We start from the raw sequence: 17,089 nt of genomic DNA on the forward strand, positions 1-17,089 counted from the left end.
ATTGCAAGTTGACAATGGCGACCACCTGCACGGGCCAGAGCGCCCATGGCGAGCCGCGCCACAGCGCCAGCTCAGACGTCCCGCACGCGAGACAGCGCCGCGCTGGCCAGCTCGGCGATCCGTTCCAGGAAATCGGTCGCCATGCCGGCCTGGTAGCGCTGGCTGTCGGGCGAGGCCAGCACCAGCAAACCGAAAGCGGGCGCGGTGGCGCTGGCGCGCAGCGGGATCAGCGAGATCGACGCGGCGGCTTCCGGGTCGTCCAGCCACTGCACGGCATCAAAGCCGGAATTCACGCCGCAGTACGGCGTGGTCAGCGATGAGGCCAGGCTTTGGATGTCCTCGCTCGCGCCTTTGGCAAAGGGCTCGTCGGCGTAGACCTCGGCCACGTCCCACAGCTTCAGCGCGGCCTGCGGCACGCTGAACTGGCTCTTGATCTCGCTGATCAGCACCGCCGGCAAATCGACCGGGCGCGCCACCAGAAACAGCTGACGCGACCAGCGCTGCAGCTTGTCGCCGATCAGCATGTTCTCGTTGCCGTGGCGCATCATCTCCATCAGGCGGTGCTCGAGGATCTTGATCTTCTCGCGCAGCATTTCGGCCTGGCGCTCTTGCAGGCTGACGGCACGGCCGCCGTGCGGACTGGTCAGCTGCACGGCGCCCAGCAGGTCGGCGTTGCGCTCGAAGAAATCGGGCGTGTGCACCAGGAACTGGGCGATGTCGGCTTCGGTGATGGGGGTAACGGGCTCAGTCATTTCAAGTCAGGTACTTCTGTTTCGCCTTCGAACACGGTGACGGCGGGGCCGCTCATGCGCACCGGGTCGTGCTCGCCGCCGGCCCATTCGATGGTCAGCAGGCCGCCACGCGTGTGCACGCCGACCTTGGTATCGAGCAGGCCCAGGCGGATTCCCGCGACCACCGCAGCGCAGGCGCCGGTGCCGCAGGCCAGGGTTTCGCCGGCCGCGCGCTCATACACGCGCAGACGGATCTGCCCGCGATCAACGATCTGCATAAAGCCGGCGTTCACCCGTTCGGGAAACGCCGGGTGCGATTCGATCAGCGGGCCCTGTTGCGCGACGGGCGCCGTGTCGACATCCGCCACCACCTGCACCGCGTGCGGGTTGCCCATGGACAGCACTGCTACGTTAACCATAGCTGACTGCGCAGTGTTGACCAAGGCAAACGCCTGGTTTTCCACCAAATTTTGTTCCAACGGCAGCGGCCAGACCTGCCAGCCGCCTTCCGGCACCGGCGACAGGCCGTGGGTGTTGAACGGCACGCGCGCTAGGTCGAACATGGGCGCGCCCATGTCCACGGTGACGCGGCCGTCCGCGCCTTCGGTCAGCTCCAGCACGCCGTGCTGCACCTTCACGCGCACGGTGGATTGGTCGGTCAGCCCTTGCTGGCGCACGTAGCGCACGAAGCAGCGCGCGCCATTGCCGCAGTGCTGCACCTCGCCGCCGTCCGCGCCGTTGTGGATGACGTATTCAAAGTCCACGTCCGGCGTAGGCGCCGGGCGCACGGTCAGGATCTGGTCGGCGCCAATGCCGAAGTGCCGGTCGCCCAGCCAGCGGTACTGGGCCGGCGTCAGGCCCAGCCGCCCACGCGTCTCGTCGAGCACGACGAAGTCGTTGCCCGCGCCCTGCATCTTGGTGAAGCGGATGTGCATGGCGGAATTATCCCTATATCCTCACCGGGATCGTTCCCCGACATTTGAAAGGCCCGCCGCATGCGCATTCCCGACTGGACGCCCGAAGCCCATCCGCAACCCGCTGAACTCGTCAACGCCATCCGGGCGCGCCGAGGTGGCGAGCTGATCAACCTGGACAAGGCGCTGCTTTGGAGCGAACCGCTGGCGCGCGGCTGGAACGTGTACCTCAAGGCCGTGCGCTCCGAACTGCCGACCAGCCTGCGCCTGCGCGAGCTGGCCATCTGCACCGTGGCGCTGCTGACCGGCGCGCAGTACGAATACCACCACCACGCGCCCGATTTTCTGAAAGCCGGCGGCACCCAGGCCGAGCTGGATGCGCTGCAATGCGTGGTGAAGGGCGATGCCCGCCGCTGCACCGACGACCCGGCGCTGGGCGAGCTGGAACAGCTGGTGGTGCGCTACGCCGCCCAGATGACGCTGGACGTGAAGGTGGAAGACGCCGTGTTCGACGCGCTGCGCCGGCACTTTGACACCACGCAACTGGTCGAGCTGACCAGCTCGATCGCCACCTACAACATGGTCGCGCGCTTTCTGGTGGCGCTGGGGGTCACGCCGGAAGGCGAGGCGGCTTGAGCCACCGGCCAAGCCGCTCACTGGCTCAAGTCAGTTGCTCTGCATTTGATAGCTGTTTGCGCTGACGCACCAAGGGCTGAATGGCAGTTTTCAACCCAACGCTGAAGCCTTCAACGCACGGCAGCGCCCCAAGGCACGACGCTACTCGCCGAGGGGCGCGACATGCGCCTTCACGGTGCGCACGACCGCCGCAACCGCCTCGGCCGGCCATGGCGCACTGCCTGGCTGCGTTTCGCCCAGGTACTCGGCGCGTGCCTGTGCCAACACGGGCCGCTGCGCCTGCGGCAGGCGCGCCAGAGCCCAGTCGGCGGCGGCGTCCTTGCTGGCCACCTGCCCGGTGTGCGCGCTGTACCAGATGCGCGCCAGCGTCAGCAGCACGTTGCGTTCATCGCCGCGCCAATCGGGCTCGGTGTGCCACAGCGCCAGCGCGGCCGCCATCGCGCCCCGCACATCGTCGGCCGGCACGGCGTCGAACAGGGTGACCGCCGCCGCTCCGTGCAGCGCCACGCTGTGCGCACGCAGTTGGGTAAGCAGGAGCGCGAGATCGGGGTCAGCCATGGGCGGCTCGAACCGACCGGCGATCAGGTCGTCCCGCAGCCATTCGCCAAACTGCAACTCGCGCCGCGGCGCGCTGCGCCACGGCTTCACTTCGGGCAGGCTGACCACGGTGAGCTCCAGCGCGCGCAGCGCGGCATCGCTGCCCGGCGGGGCCGATACGGCCAGCAGCGCCTGCATCAGCGCGCGTCGTGTGGCCTCGGGCAGCGGGCCGCTCACCGCAGCCATCAGATCGATGTCGCTGAGCGGGTGCAGGCCGCCCGGCTCGACCGCCGATCCGTACAGGTGCAGCGCGACCAGCGTGTCGCCCAACTGCTGCCGGATCACGCCGGTGGCGGTCTGCACCTGAGCGGCGACGGCGGCAGGGATGGGTGCCGTCACCGCCACGCCTTCGACCCGAAGTGGCCCATGATCGCTATCCATACGATAGCTGTCTGCGCAGATGGGCGTAGCGTTAGCGGGCGATTCTTACCCAAGCCGCGGACCCATCAGGTGCGCGGCGGCTCGCCCGCCACCAGCTTGTAGACCACGCCACCGATCACGCCACCAACGATCGGCGCGACCCAGAACAGCCACAGCTGGCTCAGGGCAGCGGTTTGTGCGAACAGCGACACACCGGTCGATCGCGCGGGGTTTACCGAGGTGTTGGACACCGGGATGCTGATCAGGTGGATCAGCGTCAGGCACAGGCCAATTGCGATCGGCGCAAAGCCCGCCGGCGCGCGCGCGTCCGTCGCGCCCATGATGACGAACAAGAACATCGCCGTCATCACGATCTCGCACACCAGCACCGCACCCATCGAGTACTTGCCCGGCGACAGCTCGCCAAAGCCGTTGCTGGCAAAACCGCCCGGCTGCCAGCCGGCCTGGCCGCTGGCGATCACGTACAGCACGGCCGCAGCGGCGATCGCGCCGATCACCTGCATCACGATGTACGGCACCACCTTGATGCCCGCAAAGCGACCGCCAGCCCACAGGCCCACGGTCACGGCTGGGTTCAAATGGCAGCCGGAGATATGGCCGATGGCGAAGGCCATGGTCAGCACGGTCAGACCGAAGGCCAGCGCCACGCCGGCGAAGCCGATACCCAGTTGCGGGAACCCCGCAGCCAGCACCGCCGCACCGCAGCCGCCCAACACCAGCCAGAACGTACCGATCAATTCGGCCACATACTTGTTCATGATGAAGCTCCTCGAATCCCAGGGAAAAGACGCCACCATCCTACGCCGCGCATCCGGCAGGCTTGTGACCGCGCCAGCGCGCTGTGCGGAATGTCAGGTGGCTGTCGCCACCCCACGACGCGAAGGGCCGCGCGCTGCGGCGGCGCACCGCTGAGAAGATGGCGTGGCAGAGATCGCCCAAGCTGCCGCTGGCCGACAGCCAGCGGCACGGCGCCGGCTGCGAGCTGTTCCTGGTCGAAGGCGAATCCGCCGCGGGGGCGGTCGCTGCCGTGCGGTCGGCGGCGACCCAGGCGGTGCTGCCGCTGCAGGGCAAGCCGCTCAACGCCTGGCGCGCATCGCCCGCGCGCGTGGCCGCCTTCCCTTGGTACGCCCAGTTGGCCGACGCGCTCGGCCTACCCTCGCCCACCGTGGGCGATGCGCTGGCCCCCGGCGCGCTGCGTTTCGAGCGCCTGGTGCTGCTGTTCGACCCCGACGCCGACGGCATCCACATCGGCGCCTTGGTGCTCTTGTATTTGCAGCGCTTCGCGCCCGCGTTGATGGCGCAAGAGCGCGTCTGGATGGTGCGCGCGCCGATGGCCGGCCTGCGCGTGGCCGCGCGCGACACCGGTGAAACCGAAGACGTCTGGGCCTATACGCCCGAACAGGCGCACCAGCTGCGCCAACGCGCCGCCGCGCAAACCGAGCGCTGGGCCGTGCTGCGCGACTGGGCCTTCCGCGGCCTGGCCAGCCTGCCGCCGGACGTGCTGCGCACCACCTGCGTCGAGCCCGCCACGCGCCACGCGGCGGTGGTCACGCCAGCGCAGGTGCAGGCGGTGATCGATGTGTTTGGCGGGGCGGGCTGACATGCGTGGTAGGTGCCGCACGCGCATACGCGTCCCGCAGACACGCACGCGTTCGATCTTGTCTTGAACGCTTGCACCGAACCATTCAGCTATTCAATCGATAGCTTCATGCGTGCGCCAATGAAGCGCCTGCGAATGATTTCTCTTTGAATTCGGACGCAGTAGGCTCATGACAATTGAATGCCGAGCGAGAGGCACGTGCCACCGCCGCACGTCTCATGGACGTTTCAAAGCCCCTCTTAGCCAGCTATCGGCTTGCGCGCGCGTTCACTTCACAAGGGCGCTTTGGGTCCCATGGGCGGACGCCCACCACAGACACACGCTGCACATTGCCTCGCCCTGCCTTCAACTCCCGCATTGGGGCTGAACACGTTTCGCTGCGCTCTGACATGGCGTACTCCACTTCATAGTCTCGCCCAGGCTCCGGCGTGAACTGCACCCGAACGTAGCAACTGAATCCCTGCCGACCCACGCTCGTGCTGGTGGAAAAGACAAACGCCAAGGGCCGACCGGCCGGCAGCGCAAACTCTGAATGGAGCTTGCCCGCTGCAGGCGGCGATGGCATTCCCAGGGTCTGCGCGTTCTGAACCGAGATGTCATCCGTTTGCGTCACTCTGGCTGGCCTGCCGGGACAGGTCGACAGGTCTTGCACGTACAGCCGACTCGACCAGATCGTGCCGCTGGCTGATGGCGACGCCGGTGACCACTCGCAGCCGAGCCTGCGGCTCACCGGGCGCCGGCGTATGGCTCGTTGCACAACCCGCCAGCAAGGTCGCCCCAGCCAGCAACATCATTCCTTTCGTTGACCGTAGCCGTCCCACTCTGCTTCCCTCGGTCCGCAGCGCCAGTCTCAGCGGGCCTGCCTTCCTTATTCCTAAAACAGATCCCCTCGCCCCTGCTGCGGCGCCGTCACCCCCAGGTGCCGGTACGCTGCGAGCGTGGCCACGCGCCCGCGCGGGGTGCGCTGCAGGAAGCCCTGCTGGATCAGGTAGGGCTCGATCACGTCTTCGATGGTGCCGGCCTCTTCGCCTATGCTGGCGGCGATGTTGTCGAGGCCGACCGGGCCGCCGTCGAAGCGGTGGATCACGGCTTCGAGCAGTTTGCGGTCCATGACGTCAAAGCCCTCTGGGTCCACATCCAGCATGGCCAAGGCGTCGTGCGCTACCTTTTTGGAGATGTGCCCGTCACCCTTCACCTCGGCATAGTCGCGCACGCGGCGCAGCAGGCGGTTGGCGATGCGCGGCGTGCCGCGGCTGCGGCGGGCGATCTCCATGGCGCCGTCGGCGTCGGCTTCGACATTGAGCAGGCCAGCACTGCGCGCAACGATACGGGTCAGCTCTTCGGGTGTGTAGAACTCCAGCCGCGCGACGATGCCGAAGCGGTCGCGCAGCGGGTTGGTCAGCATGCCGGCGCGCGTGGTGGCGCCGACCAGAGTGAAAGGCTGCAGATCAAGCTTGATGCTGCGCGCGGCCGGGCCTTCACCGATCATGATGTCGATCTGGTAGTCCTCCAGCGCGGGGTAGAGGATTTCCTCGACCACCGGGCTCAGGCGGTGGATCTCGTCGATGAACAAGACGTCGTTCTTTTCCAGGTTGGTCAACAGCGCCGCCAGGTCCTTGGGCTTTTCCAGCACCGGGCCGCTGGTCTGCCTCAGATTGACGCCGAGTTCGGCCGCGATGATGTGGCTGAGCGTGGTCTTGCCCAAGCCCGGCGGGCCGAACAAGAGCACGTGGTCCAGTGCCTCGCCGCGTTTGCGGGCCGCGCCGATAAAAATCTCCAGCTGTTCGCGCGCCTTGGCCTGGCCCACGTACTCTTCAAGTTCCTTCGGGCGCAGGGCGCGCTCGATCGCCTCTTCTCGCGGCGACGCCGCACCGGCGGACAGCACGCGCTTCGGCCGCACGTCGGCGGCGTCGAAATCACCAAAATCGTCGGTCTGGATGCTCATGGGTGCGCGGGCCAAATACTGGACGAATAGCCAGTTCACCGCATTATCGACGCTGAGCGCAGGGCAGCGCCGCGCCAGCGTTCTCGCATTGGCAACGCCCGCTGGATCAGTTCAATCAGCGCAGGCAAAAAACAAGGCGCCAGTGGCACGACCCGCCCATCAAGGTCGTACCACAGGCGCCAAGCGCAACTACTTCAGTGAGCCAGCGTCAGGGCGCAAGCCATTTGTTGATGCCAGCCGCGAAAGACCGGCCGAAGCGGCCATAGTGGTCGCTCCCGTTAGGGTTCTGGCAGCTTGAGCTTCCGCCCATCAGGTTTCCGACCACGTAGCGCTTACCGGCTTCGCTCTGTGCAAAGATGGCGGAACCACTGCTGCCGCCTTCCGTAATGCCGCGCTGCCAACCCACTATGAACATGTTGCCGCCGGCAGCATTCGCCGTGTCGCAATCGATGGCGCCGTTCCCGCCCATCGTGCAGCTACTGTAGCCCTTCACTGCGCCAACACTGAATTTCTGCAGATCACCACGCGGGTTGTGAATCCCGAGCACCGACGTTCCGCTGCCCACCCCGTCTCCATAGTAGGAGCCAGCGTACACGACGCTGGCTGGTGCGGCTCTGTTCAGCTGCAACAGGGTCGAGTCCGTCGGAGCATGCGTGAAGCGCAACACCGTGCCACCCAGCACCCGCGTTGTCGCTTCATCCACCTTGGGCGAGCCGTTGCAGGAGGCCGCCCGGAAGAACCAATACGTGATCACGGTGGAAGCTACCTCCTGGGTCGACACGCAGTGGTGGCCGCTCAGGAAATACGGCGTCTGGCTGTTGCGGGTATCGTTCATCAACGTACCCGTGCACATGTAGGTGCCGCTGTCTTTCTGGTAGGTCATGTGGGCCACAGACCGGCTTTGCGGGTCCAGGCTGGGCTCGCACATCACGTCCAGATTGCAACTGCCAGCCCATCCGATCTGGTCGAATGCCTTGGTCGGCGTTTCAATGGCTTCCGAAACGGTTTTCATCCAATGCGACAGCTGGGGCACCGCCAGCTGCAGCTGTGCCGGAGCGATGCCCGGGGGCAGTTGCACTTCGAGCGTGCTGATGTCGCCCGCCGTGTCCGGACCCCAGTACATGCGCGCGGCGTTCCCCAGCACCCCGCTGGATTCGTTGAGCTGACGCAGGCTGTTCAATTCCGCAGAGGTCACTTCGACCACCTCGGTGCCGGGTGCGCCGTAGAAGCGCAGCACAGCCCCTGCAGGCACGTGCTGCGCAAGCACGCCGAGACGGATGGCCTTGGCGCCTTCGGCCGTGAAGGACACGGCGGCGACTTGAGAGCCATCGGCCAGCGTTGCCCAACGCCACGCCCGCGCGAGGTCGTCAGGACTGGCGGTGGCCGCGACGTCGCGGCCTTCACCGATCTTGAGCGCCACGCCCTTCTCGGCCAGCGGCGCGGCCTTGACCACGGACAGCGGCCCGAGCGCCACGTTCGGCACGCTCGCCTGGGCGGGCAGGCGGCTGACCGCCGCAGCTTGGACCTTGGCAGCAGACCGGGACATCCCTCGGGTGTCCAGTTGTTCGATGAAACCAGCGCTGGGAGCGGGTGATGGCCCGGGTGACGGTGTCGGCGCAGGTGTCGGGGCCGGCGCAGGCGTGTCGTCATCGCCGCCACCGCAGGCGCTCAGGGTCAAGGTGGTTGCCGCGCAGGCGGCCCACAGCAGATGCAGTCGGTGTTTGTTCATGGGTACTTTCCTCCCGGGGAAAAAACGGTGTGTTGGAACGGGCTCAGGATCGCGGCCATAGGCTGCCAAGGCCGCACGGATTGATTCGGAGCATCGAGAAAATCAGAGATCAGCCGCAGTACACGCGGACCACGCGCTGGCTGGCGTCCACGACGACGTTGACGCGGCCCAGCTTGAATTCCTTGGTGATCATGCTGTCGGGGCGCAACTGGCGCACCTCTTGTGCGCCAGTGGCCGCGCGCACGCGGCCCAGCGTATCGCTGGTGACTGCCTGCCCGACAAACGATTGCGCCGCCTGCGCATCGCATCGCGCCTCGGCCGGCGGCGCGGCAGCCATGGGTGCACTGCCGTCCCCAGTCGCGCCGCCAGCACAGGCCGCCAGCATGAACAGCGAGGCCGCGCCCCCCAGCCATGGAAAAACCAAACTCTGCATAACGCTCCCTCTCCTCGGCGTGGAAAAAGGCGCACGCCGTGCGCCGCTTCTGCGCCAAAGCATAGCCGCAGGATGCGTCGTTTCGTGCCTGCGCAGCGACAAGTTGCGCACCAGCATGCTTCTGGTTGTTACATCAAGGCTGCGCTTGTCTCGGGCACCGCAGCCGCTCACCCATCGGCCGTAGCGTTGCGCGAATGCGACGAGCTCGCCTCGCAACCCATTTGGCTTTTTGAACCAGGCGGCTGATCCCAACCGGTCGATCGCTAAGCCCTCTGGCGCACGAATCAGTGCCAGAGCGCGCGTCAGCGCGTCAGCGATTTCAGCGCGAGCTTGATACCTTCGCTGACCCCCACGTCGGCGGGCAAGGCTTTCAATGCCGCAGCGGCTTCCTTGTCGTTGTAGCCCAGCGCGATCAGCGCCTGCTGGATGTCGGCATGGCCATCGCTGGCGGGCGCGGTGGGTGCGCCGAGGTCGGCGCCAAGCTTGCCCTTGAGTTCCAGCAACAGGCGCTCAGCCGTCTTTTTGCCAATGCCCGGCACCTTGACGAGGCGCCCGCTTTCCTGCGCAGTGACCGCCTGCGCCAGATCGGCCACGCTCATGCCTGACAGCACCGCCAGCGCCGTGCGCGGGCCGACGCCGCTGATCTTGACCAGTTCGCGAAAGGCGTCGCGCTCGGTCGGTGTGGCAAAGCCGTAGAGGATCTGGGCGTCCTCGCGCACCACGAAGTGCGTCAGCAACGTGACCTGCTCGCCCAAGGCGGGCAGTTGGTAGAACGTGCTCATGGGCACATCGACTTCGTAGCCGACGCCGTGACAGTCGACCAGCAGATGCGGCGGCGATTTTTCGGCCAACTGGCCCACAAGGCGTCCGATCACAAGGGCTCTTTCCAGAATGGATGGCGGGCGGCCCCTCTGGCCGCAGATTGCAAGCCTTCAATGATAAATCATGCGCCAGCCCGCCATGGATATGCGCGGATAGCTATCAAACTGAAAGCGATGTACATATTGAACACGGTCTCAATGGCGGCTGCGCCCGCACAACCAGTGAAGTTGGGCCGCGCGGCGGCGCACCGCTACGGCCGCACCAGCCCGCGCCGCGCCGCCTCCAGCGCGGCTTCGGCACGCGAAGACACGTTGAGCTTGCGGTAGATCTGCTTGACATAGTCTGCGACGGTGTGGCGCGACAGGCCGAGCTGCCCGGCGATTTCGGGCAGCGTGAAGCCCTTGGCCACGCGCTGCAGGATTTCGCTTTCGCGCGCATTCAGCGCGACGTCGTCCGGGCTGGGCGATGGCAGCAGCGCCGCCCCCGCATCCTCGGCGAAAAAACGCAGCACGCGCCGAGCCACCGATGGTGACAGCGGCGGCTCGCCCTGCACCATGCCCTGCAACGCGGCAACCAGGTCATCCACCGGTTGATCCCGCAGCAGGTAGCCGAAGGCACCCGCCCGCAGCGCGGGGAACAGGTACTCGTCTTCGTCGGTGCCCGTCACGATCACCGCCACAGCGCCGGGCGGCAGCGCCTGGATGACCTGTGCCACGCCCTGCCCACCTTCGTCCAGGCCGTGGGGGTCGATGAGCGCCAGCTCAACGCGCTGCTCGCCCAGCAGCCGTACCGCTTCGGCTGCGGCCTGCGCATGGCGCAGTTGGGCCACCGGAAAAGCCTGATCGGCAACCAACGAGAGCCCCGCCTCCGCTTCAGCCTCCGCTTCGACGATTAATACGCACTTCATAGTCGCCATCATGCTAGTGGCCCGGCCAAGGGAGCCGGTTACCACAGCCCGCCGATGTGACTTTGTTCTCAACTATGTCGCGCCAAGTTGACCAAAAGCGCATGATCGGGCCCTCGCACACACGCGATCCTGGCTTGACCGCATCAAGCTCAACCCAGCTCGGTATCGACGAATGGCGTTTTGCGCGGCGTTCAGGCGCCGAACTGCCGCACAATGGCCGAGTGATTCTTCGCCATACCTTTACCCCCCTCAACAACACCCGCCTGCAACACCTGTGCGGCCCGATGGACGAACACCTGCGCACCATCGAAGCGGGCCTGCAGGTGGCCATCGCACACCGGCATGAACAGTTCAAGGTCGACGGCCCCAAGAAGCAGGCCGAGCGCGCCATCACACTGCTGCAGGCGCTTTACGAATTGGCCGACCGCCCGATCCGCCCCGAAACCGTGCAACTCATGCTGGCCGGTGACGGCACGCCCGTAGGCGAAGGTGCCGACGGCAGCGCTGTACTCGCCACGCGCCGCAGCGACTTGAAAGCGCGCACGCCCAACCAGGGCGCGTACCTGGAGAACATTGCCAGCCACGACATCACCTTCGGCATCGGCCCGGCCGGCACCGGCAAGACCTACCTCGCCGTGGCCTGCGCCGTCGACGCGCTGGAGCGCCAGTCGGTGCAGCGCATCGTGCTGACGCGCCCGGCCGTCGAAGCGGGCGAGCGCCTCGGCTTCCTGCCTGGCGACCTCACGCAGAAGGTCGACCCTTATCTGCGCCCGCTGTACGACGCGCTGTACGACCTGATGGGTTTCGACCGCGTCGCCAAGGCGTTCGAGCGCAACCAGCTCGAAATTGCCCCGCTGGCCTTCATGCGCGGACGCACGCTGAACAACGCGTTCGTCATCCTCGACGAAGCGCAGAACACCACGCCAGAGCAGATGAAGATGTTCCTCACCCGCATCGGCTTCGGCGCCAAGGCCGTGGTCACCGGCGACGTCAGCCAGATCGACTTGCCCAAAGGCGCCACCAGCGGCCTGATCGACGCCGAGCGCGTGCTCAAGCGCGTCAAGGGCCTGGCCTTCACCCGCTTCACCACCGCCGACGTCGTGCGCCACCCGCTGGTCGCGCGCATCGTGGACGCGTACGACGCGGCACCGCGGCGCACGTCGGATGCGCGGGGCGGTTGATGACTATGATTTAGGTAGCTGATGGCGCAGGTGGTTGTAGGGCCGCAGATCGATTTCCCTGCAAATTCACGTGCATGACCACCCTGCGCAACTGGTCCTTCCGTTGCGCCACCAGGCACCGCGGTGCACCCTCAGACTCACGCTCAACCGTCTGTCAGCGAACACTCCGGTACCGCACCATCAACTAGACCCGGGCGCCCTGGCTCGCGTACGGTGAACCCAACGCCTTTGGTGTTGAGGAGTCCTGCAATGCCCATTTTGTACCGTTCGCTCCCCTGGCTGCTTGTCCTGATGGGCACCGGCGCCCTGGTCGCGTGCGGCGGCGGCGATGACGACCCGACCCCCGTGGACCCGTCGACGACGGTCACCAACCTGGCCTACTGCCACAACCCCAGTATGTACACGCTGGGCAGCCACTGGTCGATCACGTGGGCCGCCAATGCCGACCACGCGGAAAGCCGAACCACGGGCGTGGTCCTCGCACCGCCTGCCGATTGGGACATGCCAATAGGCACCGTCGTCTGGGCCCCGTGGGAGGTCCATCGCGCTACGGGCGAGTTGGCGCCGATCGGGACGGTTGGGCGGATCAGCACCTTTGTCCGGCTGGCCGGCGACCACGAGCAGACCCTGCTGTACGCGTCCTGGCAGCATTTCGCATCGGGCAATGCCGTCGCCTACACCGGGTCGGTTCCTGCGGAAAGCCTGCCCATTGCCCTCGCCGACGGTCAGACCCACCAAGGCGCGCCCCACAAGAATTTCAGCGTTCTGGCCTACCCGCCCATCGATGCCAATGGGGTACTAACTTACGTCGGCCGCGAATCCATGACCCTGCCCGCAGGCACCGTTAGCACTTGTCACACGATTTCGCGGCGGTTGGCGGATGGCGTCGCTGCGGCGGGCGAGATGCACGCCTGGATGGTGGCCGAGGGCCCTTACAAAGGCCTTCAGGTGAAGACGACCTACATCGATCCGGCCAAGACCATCACCATCGAAGCCAAAGCGCTGAGCGCCCACTGGAAATAGCGCGCGGGTGAAGCAATCGCAGCCCGATTCGGACCATTGACCGGATGTCATTCGCTACTTCATCGATAGCTGCTCGCGCGGGCACCGTATGCTTCATCAACGCAAAGTTCAGTTTTTCAAAGGAGGCACCCATGAAGCGACCCCGTACAACGCCAGCGTCCACGCTTGCACGGCTCAGCGCCTTGGCGCTCCTGACCGCACTGTCCGCTTGCGGCGGGGGCGATGACGATGCCACGCCCGTCGAGCCGCCAGCGCCGCAACCCACGTCCAACCTGGCCGACTGCCACAACCCGAGCATGTACAAGGTGGGCAGTGGTTGGTCGGTGACCTGGGACGTGACAGACACCCGTGCAGTGACAAGTGACGGCGTGATTCCCGTGCGCGAATCCATCACCCACACCGACGTGCTAGCGCCGCCACCTGAGTGGGGCATGCCCGCTGACGCGGTCCGATGGCGAGATGCGCCCAACAGCATCAACGGTTGGGACAGGCTTCCTGATTGGCAGGGTCGCTATGTGCGTTTGCACGACGGGGTGGTCGACACGCTGCTGACCGCGCGCTGGGAGTGGCCCACCCGCGCCTTCCCAAACATCGCTTACCACGGCTATTTGCCGGGACTGACCGAGCCCATTGGCTTGGCTGCGGGGGAAACCTACGCAAGTCCGGCCGTCACCCAGTACGTCGCTGGTCATTACATTTTTATTGACACTAACAACGTGTCGCACGTTCCTGCTCCGCCGCTGGACGGCGGCACTGGCGTTCTTCCTGACAAAGCCACACTGGAAACCACCTACCTCGGCCGCGTGGACGTGACCGTGCCCGCCGGAACATTCGCCACCTGCCACGTTCGGCAAACATCCGCGCCGGGCGTGGTACAGGAAAGCTGGCGCGTGGCGGAAGGCCAGTGGCGCGGCATCACGGTGCAAAGCCGTGAAAGCGGTGACGGCTTCCGCCTTGACCAGCAGGCCCGCGAAATCAGTGCCAACTGGAACTAACCCTCCCGTCATGCCACCCCTGTCCCTGAGCCTCCAGTTCGCCCGCTTCCCCGCTGCGGCCGAGCACCGCGCCGCGCTGCCCCGCCACAGGGTCGCGCGGTACGTACGCTCAGCGCTCGGCGAGGACGTGCAGGCAGCCGAAATCACCGTACGCATCGTCGATACAGACGAGGGGCAGCAGCTCAACCGCGACTTTCGCGGCAAGGACTACGCCACCAACGTGCTGACCTTCGACTACAGCGGCGCTCCGGTGGTGGCGGCCGATCTGGTGTTGTGCGCGCCGGTGGTGGCGCGCGAAGCGGCCGAGTTGGGCAAGCCACTGGCCGAACATTACGCACACCTGCTGGTGCACGGCGCGTTGCACGCCCAAGGGTGGGACCACGAAACGGGCGATGAAGACGCCGAGGCCATGGAAGCGCGCGAAACCGAGATCCTGGCGGCGCTGGGCATCGCTGGCCCCTACGCGAAGTGAGCATTTCACGGGCATCGCTCGTGGGCCCAGGTCAGCCTTGAAGTCCTGAATGCATAGCTGCCCGCGCCCGTCCCGTGGGGCTTGCAGCCGGATTTCGCCCCTCAGCGATCAGCCAGTCTGGCGCATCGCGACGAAGCGCTGCGCCCGACGGGCTGCCCGCAACGAACTATGGATTCGATAGCTGGCCGCGCCCGCCCCGCGCGGCCAGGCGGCCAATTCGGCTCAAATTCTGCCGAAGGCCCCTTGGCCGAGCCTCAGAGCAGCCGCGCCCTGACGCTCTTGCCCTTGACCCGGCCCGCATTCAACCGGGCGCAGGCTTCGCTGGCGATGGCGCGGTCCACGGCGACGTAGGTTGAAAAATCGTTGACGCTGATCTTGCCGACCTGCTCGCGGGCGTAGCCGAAGTCGGCACACATGGCGCCCATCACGTCGCCGGCGCGGATCTTCTCCTTGCGTCCGCCCACGATCTGGATGGTGGACATGGGCGGCACCAGTTCGCCGCCGGGCGCAGGCTTCAGCTCGGCCAGCGGGTGAAACGTGGACGCCCGCCCCTGCAGCTGCTCGATGCGGCCGACGCTGCCCATCTCGTCCATGCTGACGAGGTTGAGCGCCAGGCCTTCGGCGTCGCCGCGGCCGGTGCGGCCGATGCGGTGGATGTGCACCTCGGCATCGGGCGTCACGTCCACGTTGATGACGGCGGGCAGATCGGCGATGTCCAGCCCGCGCGCGGCGACGTCGGTGGCGACCAGCACGCTGCAGGAGCGGTTGGCGAACTGCACGAGCACTTCGTCACGCTCGCGTTGCTCCAGCTCGCCATACAGCGCCAGTGCGCTGAAGCCCTGCGCCTGCAGCGCGCTGGCGATGGCGCGCACCTGCTGCTTGGTATTGGCGAAGATCAGCGTCGATTCGGGCCGGAAGTGCAGGAGCAATTGGGCGACGGCGGCGGCTTTCTGGCCCGATTCGACCTCGTACCAGCGCTGCTCGATCTTGCCGGCGCTGTGCTGGGCGGCCACCTTCACCATCTCGGGCTGGCGCATGAAGCGCGCTGCCAGCTTGGCGATGCCGTCCGGGTAGGTGGCCGAAAACAGCAGCGTCTGCCGGTCGGCCGGGCACTGCCGCACCACGGTTTCGATGTCGGCCAGAAAGCCCATGTCGAGCATGCGATCGGCCTCGTCGAGCACCAGCGTCTTGAGCTGGCCGATGTCGAGCGCGCCGCGCTCCATCAGGTCCATCACGCGGCCGGGCGTGCCAACCACGACGTGGGCACCGTTTTCCAGCGTGGCGATCTGGTTGCGCGAGGGCACACCGCCGTAGACGGTGACGACCTTGATGTTGTCCTGCGCGCGCGCCAGGCGGCGGATCTCGGTGGCGACCTGGTCGGCCAGTTCGCGCGTGGGGCACAGCACGAGCGCCTGGATGCCAAACCAGCGCGGGTTGAGCTTGTCCAGCAAGGGCAGACCGAACGCCACCGTCTTGCCGCTGCCGGTGCTGGCCTGGGCGATCAGGTCCTTGCCCTGCAGGGTGAGCGGCAGGCTGGCGGCCTGGATGGGCGTCATCTGCAGGTAGCCGAGCTGCTGCAGGTTGTCCTGCATGGCCGGCTGCAAGGGCAGCACGCTGAACGTCGCGGCTGCGCCGGTAGGAGCGGTTGAATTCATGGGGCGCGATTATCCGGGCGGCGCCCCAGCCGGGCGCTCAGGGTGCGGGCGGCAGCCGCATCGGGATCGTGACCGGCCCGTCGTTGACCAGCGCGACCTGCATGTCGGCGCCGAACTCGCCGGTGGCCACGATCGGGTGCGCGGCGCGCGCCTGCTGCACGAAATACGCGTACAGCTGGCGCCCCAACTCGGGCGGCGCCGCAGCGGTGAAGCTGGGCCGGTTGCCGCCAGACGTGTCGGCCGCCAGCGTGAACTGGCTGACGATCAGCAGGCCGCCACGCACGTCCTGCACGCTGCGGTTCATCTTGCCGGCCTCGTCGCTGAAGATGCGCAGCTTCAGTACCTTGGCCAGCAGCTTGTCGGCGATGGCTTCGGTGTCACCGTGCTCGGCGCAGAGGAGCAACAACAGGCCCTGGTCGATCTGGCCGGATATGCGCCCTGCGATGGTGACGCTGGCCTGGGAAACACGCTGGATGAGGGCCTGCATTTTCGGCTATCGTGCGCTCGTCAAAAATGAATTCAGGAGTATGCATGAGCTTGAAGAACCAACTGCTGCGGGCCTTGGCCGCGCTGGCCGTGGCGCACGCCGCCCTGTGGGCGACCAGCGCGGCGCAGGCGCAAAACAATTCGCGCGAGGCAGCCGAAGCCGTGCGCAAGCACCGTGCCGAACAAGGCGCCTCGGCGCGACAGGCCAAGCCCGCGCCCGAGCCTGCCCGGAAGTCCTGGCGCGGTGACGCGTACCGCTCCGGCGCCAATCCCAATGCCGACCCGCGCGCCAGCCTCAAGAGCTGCATGGACCACTCGGGCATGAACATGGCCGCGCGCGACCGCTGCATGCGCCAACACTGCGAAGGCCGCTGGGGCCAGGGCGATTGCCCGAACCAGGGCGGTGACCTGCTTGACCGCTCGGGCGCCAACGACCGCACCCCGCTGGGCCGCTGCCTGAAGGAAGCCGGCGCCAACCCGTTCAAGCGCGACGGCTGCGGCTGGCGCCACTGCAACAACAAGTGGGACACGCCCGAATGCGCCGCGATCAAACCGCGCGGCACCCCTTCGGCCCAGTGACGC

At 66.7% G+C, this 17,089-nt stretch carries 18 protein-coding genes; 7 read left to right on the forward strand and 11 right to left on the reverse strand.

From position 1 onward, the window contains the following. Nucleotides 1-71: 71 nt before the first annotated feature. On the reverse strand, nt 72-752 hold the full coding sequence (locus tag FVQ98_RS02625) for a DUF484 family protein (RefSeq protein ID WP_147911873.1): 681 nt from the start codon (nt 750-752) through the stop codon (nt 72-74). Continuing rightward, on the reverse strand, nt 749-1,666 hold the full coding sequence (gene dapF, locus FVQ98_RS02630) for a diaminopimelate epimerase (protein WP_147911874.1): 918 nt from the start codon (nt 1,664-1,666) through the stop codon (nt 749-751). Before dapF ends, FVQ98_RS02625 begins: the two co-directional genes overlap by 4 nt. A 60-nt stretch (nt 1,667-1,726) precedes the next feature. Between dapF and FVQ98_RS02635 the strand changes: the two genes are divergently transcribed. Next, complete coding sequence (locus FVQ98_RS02635; RefSeq protein ID WP_147911875.1) at nt 1,727-2,281, forward strand: carboxymuconolactone decarboxylase family protein; 555 nt, start codon at nt 1,727-1,729, stop codon at nt 2,279-2,281. A gap of 141 nt (nt 2,282-2,422) precedes the next feature. Here FVQ98_RS02635 and FVQ98_RS02640 read toward each other — a convergent pair whose 3' ends face one another. Both FVQ98_RS02640 and aqpZ read right to left on the reverse strand, forming a co-directional pair. Further along, nucleotides 2,423-3,217, reverse strand: coding sequence for an aminoglycoside adenylyltransferase family protein (locus FVQ98_RS02640; protein WP_147911876.1), 795 nt, complete (start codon nt 3,215-3,217; stop codon nt 2,423-2,425). A 107-nt stretch (nt 3,218-3,324) separates the two neighbouring features. After that, nucleotides 3,325-4,017, reverse strand: coding sequence for an aquaporin Z (aqpZ, locus tag FVQ98_RS02645; protein WP_147911877.1), 693 nt, complete (start codon nt 4,015-4,017; stop codon nt 3,325-3,327). 158 nt (nt 4,018-4,175) lie between these two features. Here aqpZ and FVQ98_RS02650 point away from each other — a divergent pair, with 158 nt between their 5' ends. Further along, nucleotides 4,176-4,859, forward strand: a complete 684-nt coding sequence (locus FVQ98_RS02650) for a toprim domain-containing protein (RefSeq protein ID WP_147911878.1) — start codon at nt 4,176-4,178, stop codon at nt 4,857-4,859. An 874-nt stretch (nt 4,860-5,733) separates the two neighbouring features. Here the strand turns inward: FVQ98_RS02650 and ruvB are convergent. From ruvB to FVQ98_RS02675, 5 genes are all read right to left on the reverse strand, one after another. Then, nucleotides 5,734-6,804, reverse strand: coding sequence for a Holliday junction branch migration DNA helicase RuvB (gene ruvB, locus FVQ98_RS02655; protein ID WP_147911879.1), 1,071 nt, complete (start codon nt 6,802-6,804; stop codon nt 5,734-5,736). Nucleotides 6,805-7,012: 208 nt separating this feature from the next. Next, nucleotides 7,013-8,533 (reverse strand): trypsin-like serine peptidase, encoded by a 1,521-nt coding sequence (locus FVQ98_RS02660; RefSeq protein WP_147911880.1) that lies wholly within the window; start codon nt 8,531-8,533, stop codon nt 7,013-7,015. A 109-nt stretch (nt 8,534-8,642) separates the two neighbouring features. After that, nucleotides 8,643-8,966, reverse strand: coding sequence for an I78 family peptidase inhibitor (locus tag FVQ98_RS19565; protein WP_187265603.1), 324 nt, complete (start codon nt 8,964-8,966; stop codon nt 8,643-8,645). A 302-nt stretch (nt 8,967-9,268) separates the two neighbouring features. Continuing rightward, on the reverse strand, nt 9,269-9,841 hold the full coding sequence (gene ruvA / locus FVQ98_RS02670) for a Holliday junction branch migration protein RuvA (RefSeq protein WP_147911882.1): 573 nt from the start codon (nt 9,839-9,841) through the stop codon (nt 9,269-9,271). Nucleotides 9,842-10,038: 197 nt separating this feature from the next. Beyond that, entirely contained in the window at nt 10,039-10,695 is a 657-nt protein-coding gene (locus FVQ98_RS02675) for a LuxR C-terminal-related transcriptional regulator (protein ID WP_147911883.1), read from the reverse strand. A gap of 221 nt (nt 10,696-10,916) precedes the next feature. Between FVQ98_RS02675 and FVQ98_RS02680 the strand changes: the two genes are divergently transcribed. The 4 genes from FVQ98_RS02680 (at nt 10,917) to ybeY (ending at nt 14,366) form a co-directional block, all read left to right on the forward strand. Continuing rightward, on the forward strand, nt 10,917-11,876 hold the full coding sequence (locus tag FVQ98_RS02680; RefSeq protein WP_147911884.1) for a PhoH family protein: 960 nt from the start codon (nt 10,917-10,919) through the stop codon (nt 11,874-11,876). A 249-nt stretch (nt 11,877-12,125) separates the two neighbouring features. Beyond that, entirely contained in the window at nt 12,126-12,899 is a 774-nt protein-coding gene (locus FVQ98_RS02685) for a hypothetical protein (RefSeq protein ID WP_147911885.1), read from the forward strand. 131 nt (nt 12,900-13,030) lie between these two features. Next, nucleotides 13,031-13,894, forward strand: coding sequence for a hypothetical protein (locus FVQ98_RS02690; protein ID WP_147911886.1), 864 nt, complete (start codon nt 13,031-13,033; stop codon nt 13,892-13,894). A gap of 10 nt (nt 13,895-13,904) precedes the next feature. Next, entirely contained in the window at nt 13,905-14,366 is a 462-nt protein-coding gene (gene ybeY, locus FVQ98_RS02695) for an rRNA maturation RNase YbeY (RefSeq protein ID WP_147911887.1), read from the forward strand. A 254-nt stretch (nt 14,367-14,620) separates the two neighbouring features. Here ybeY and dbpA read toward each other — a convergent pair whose 3' ends face one another. Continuing rightward, the gene (gene dbpA, locus FVQ98_RS02700) at nt 14,621-16,021 is read right to left on the reverse strand and encodes an ATP-dependent RNA helicase DbpA (RefSeq protein ID WP_147911888.1); all 1,401 of its coding nucleotides are present in this window, start codon (nt 16,019-16,021) and stop codon (nt 14,621-14,623) included. Between the two features lie 37 nt (nt 16,022-16,058). Beyond that, nucleotides 16,059-16,508: a D-aminoacyl-tRNA deacylase gene (gene dtd, locus FVQ98_RS02705; protein ID WP_147911889.1), complete on the reverse strand. Its 450-nt coding sequence runs from the start codon at nt 16,506-16,508 to the stop codon at nt 16,059-16,061. A gap of 44 nt (nt 16,509-16,552) precedes the next feature. Between dtd and FVQ98_RS02710 the strand changes: the two genes are divergently transcribed. Continuing rightward, nucleotides 16,553-17,086, forward strand: a complete 534-nt coding sequence (locus FVQ98_RS02710; protein ID WP_147911890.1) for a hypothetical protein — start codon at nt 16,553-16,555, stop codon at nt 17,084-17,086. Nucleotides 17,087-17,089: the final 3 nt, after the last annotated feature.

Origin of the sequence: Ottowia flava (genome assembly GCF_008017535.1) — a bacterium.
GTDB classification, from domain to species: domain Bacteria; phylum Pseudomonadota; class Gammaproteobacteria; order Burkholderiales; family Burkholderiaceae_C; genus Ottowia; species Ottowia flava.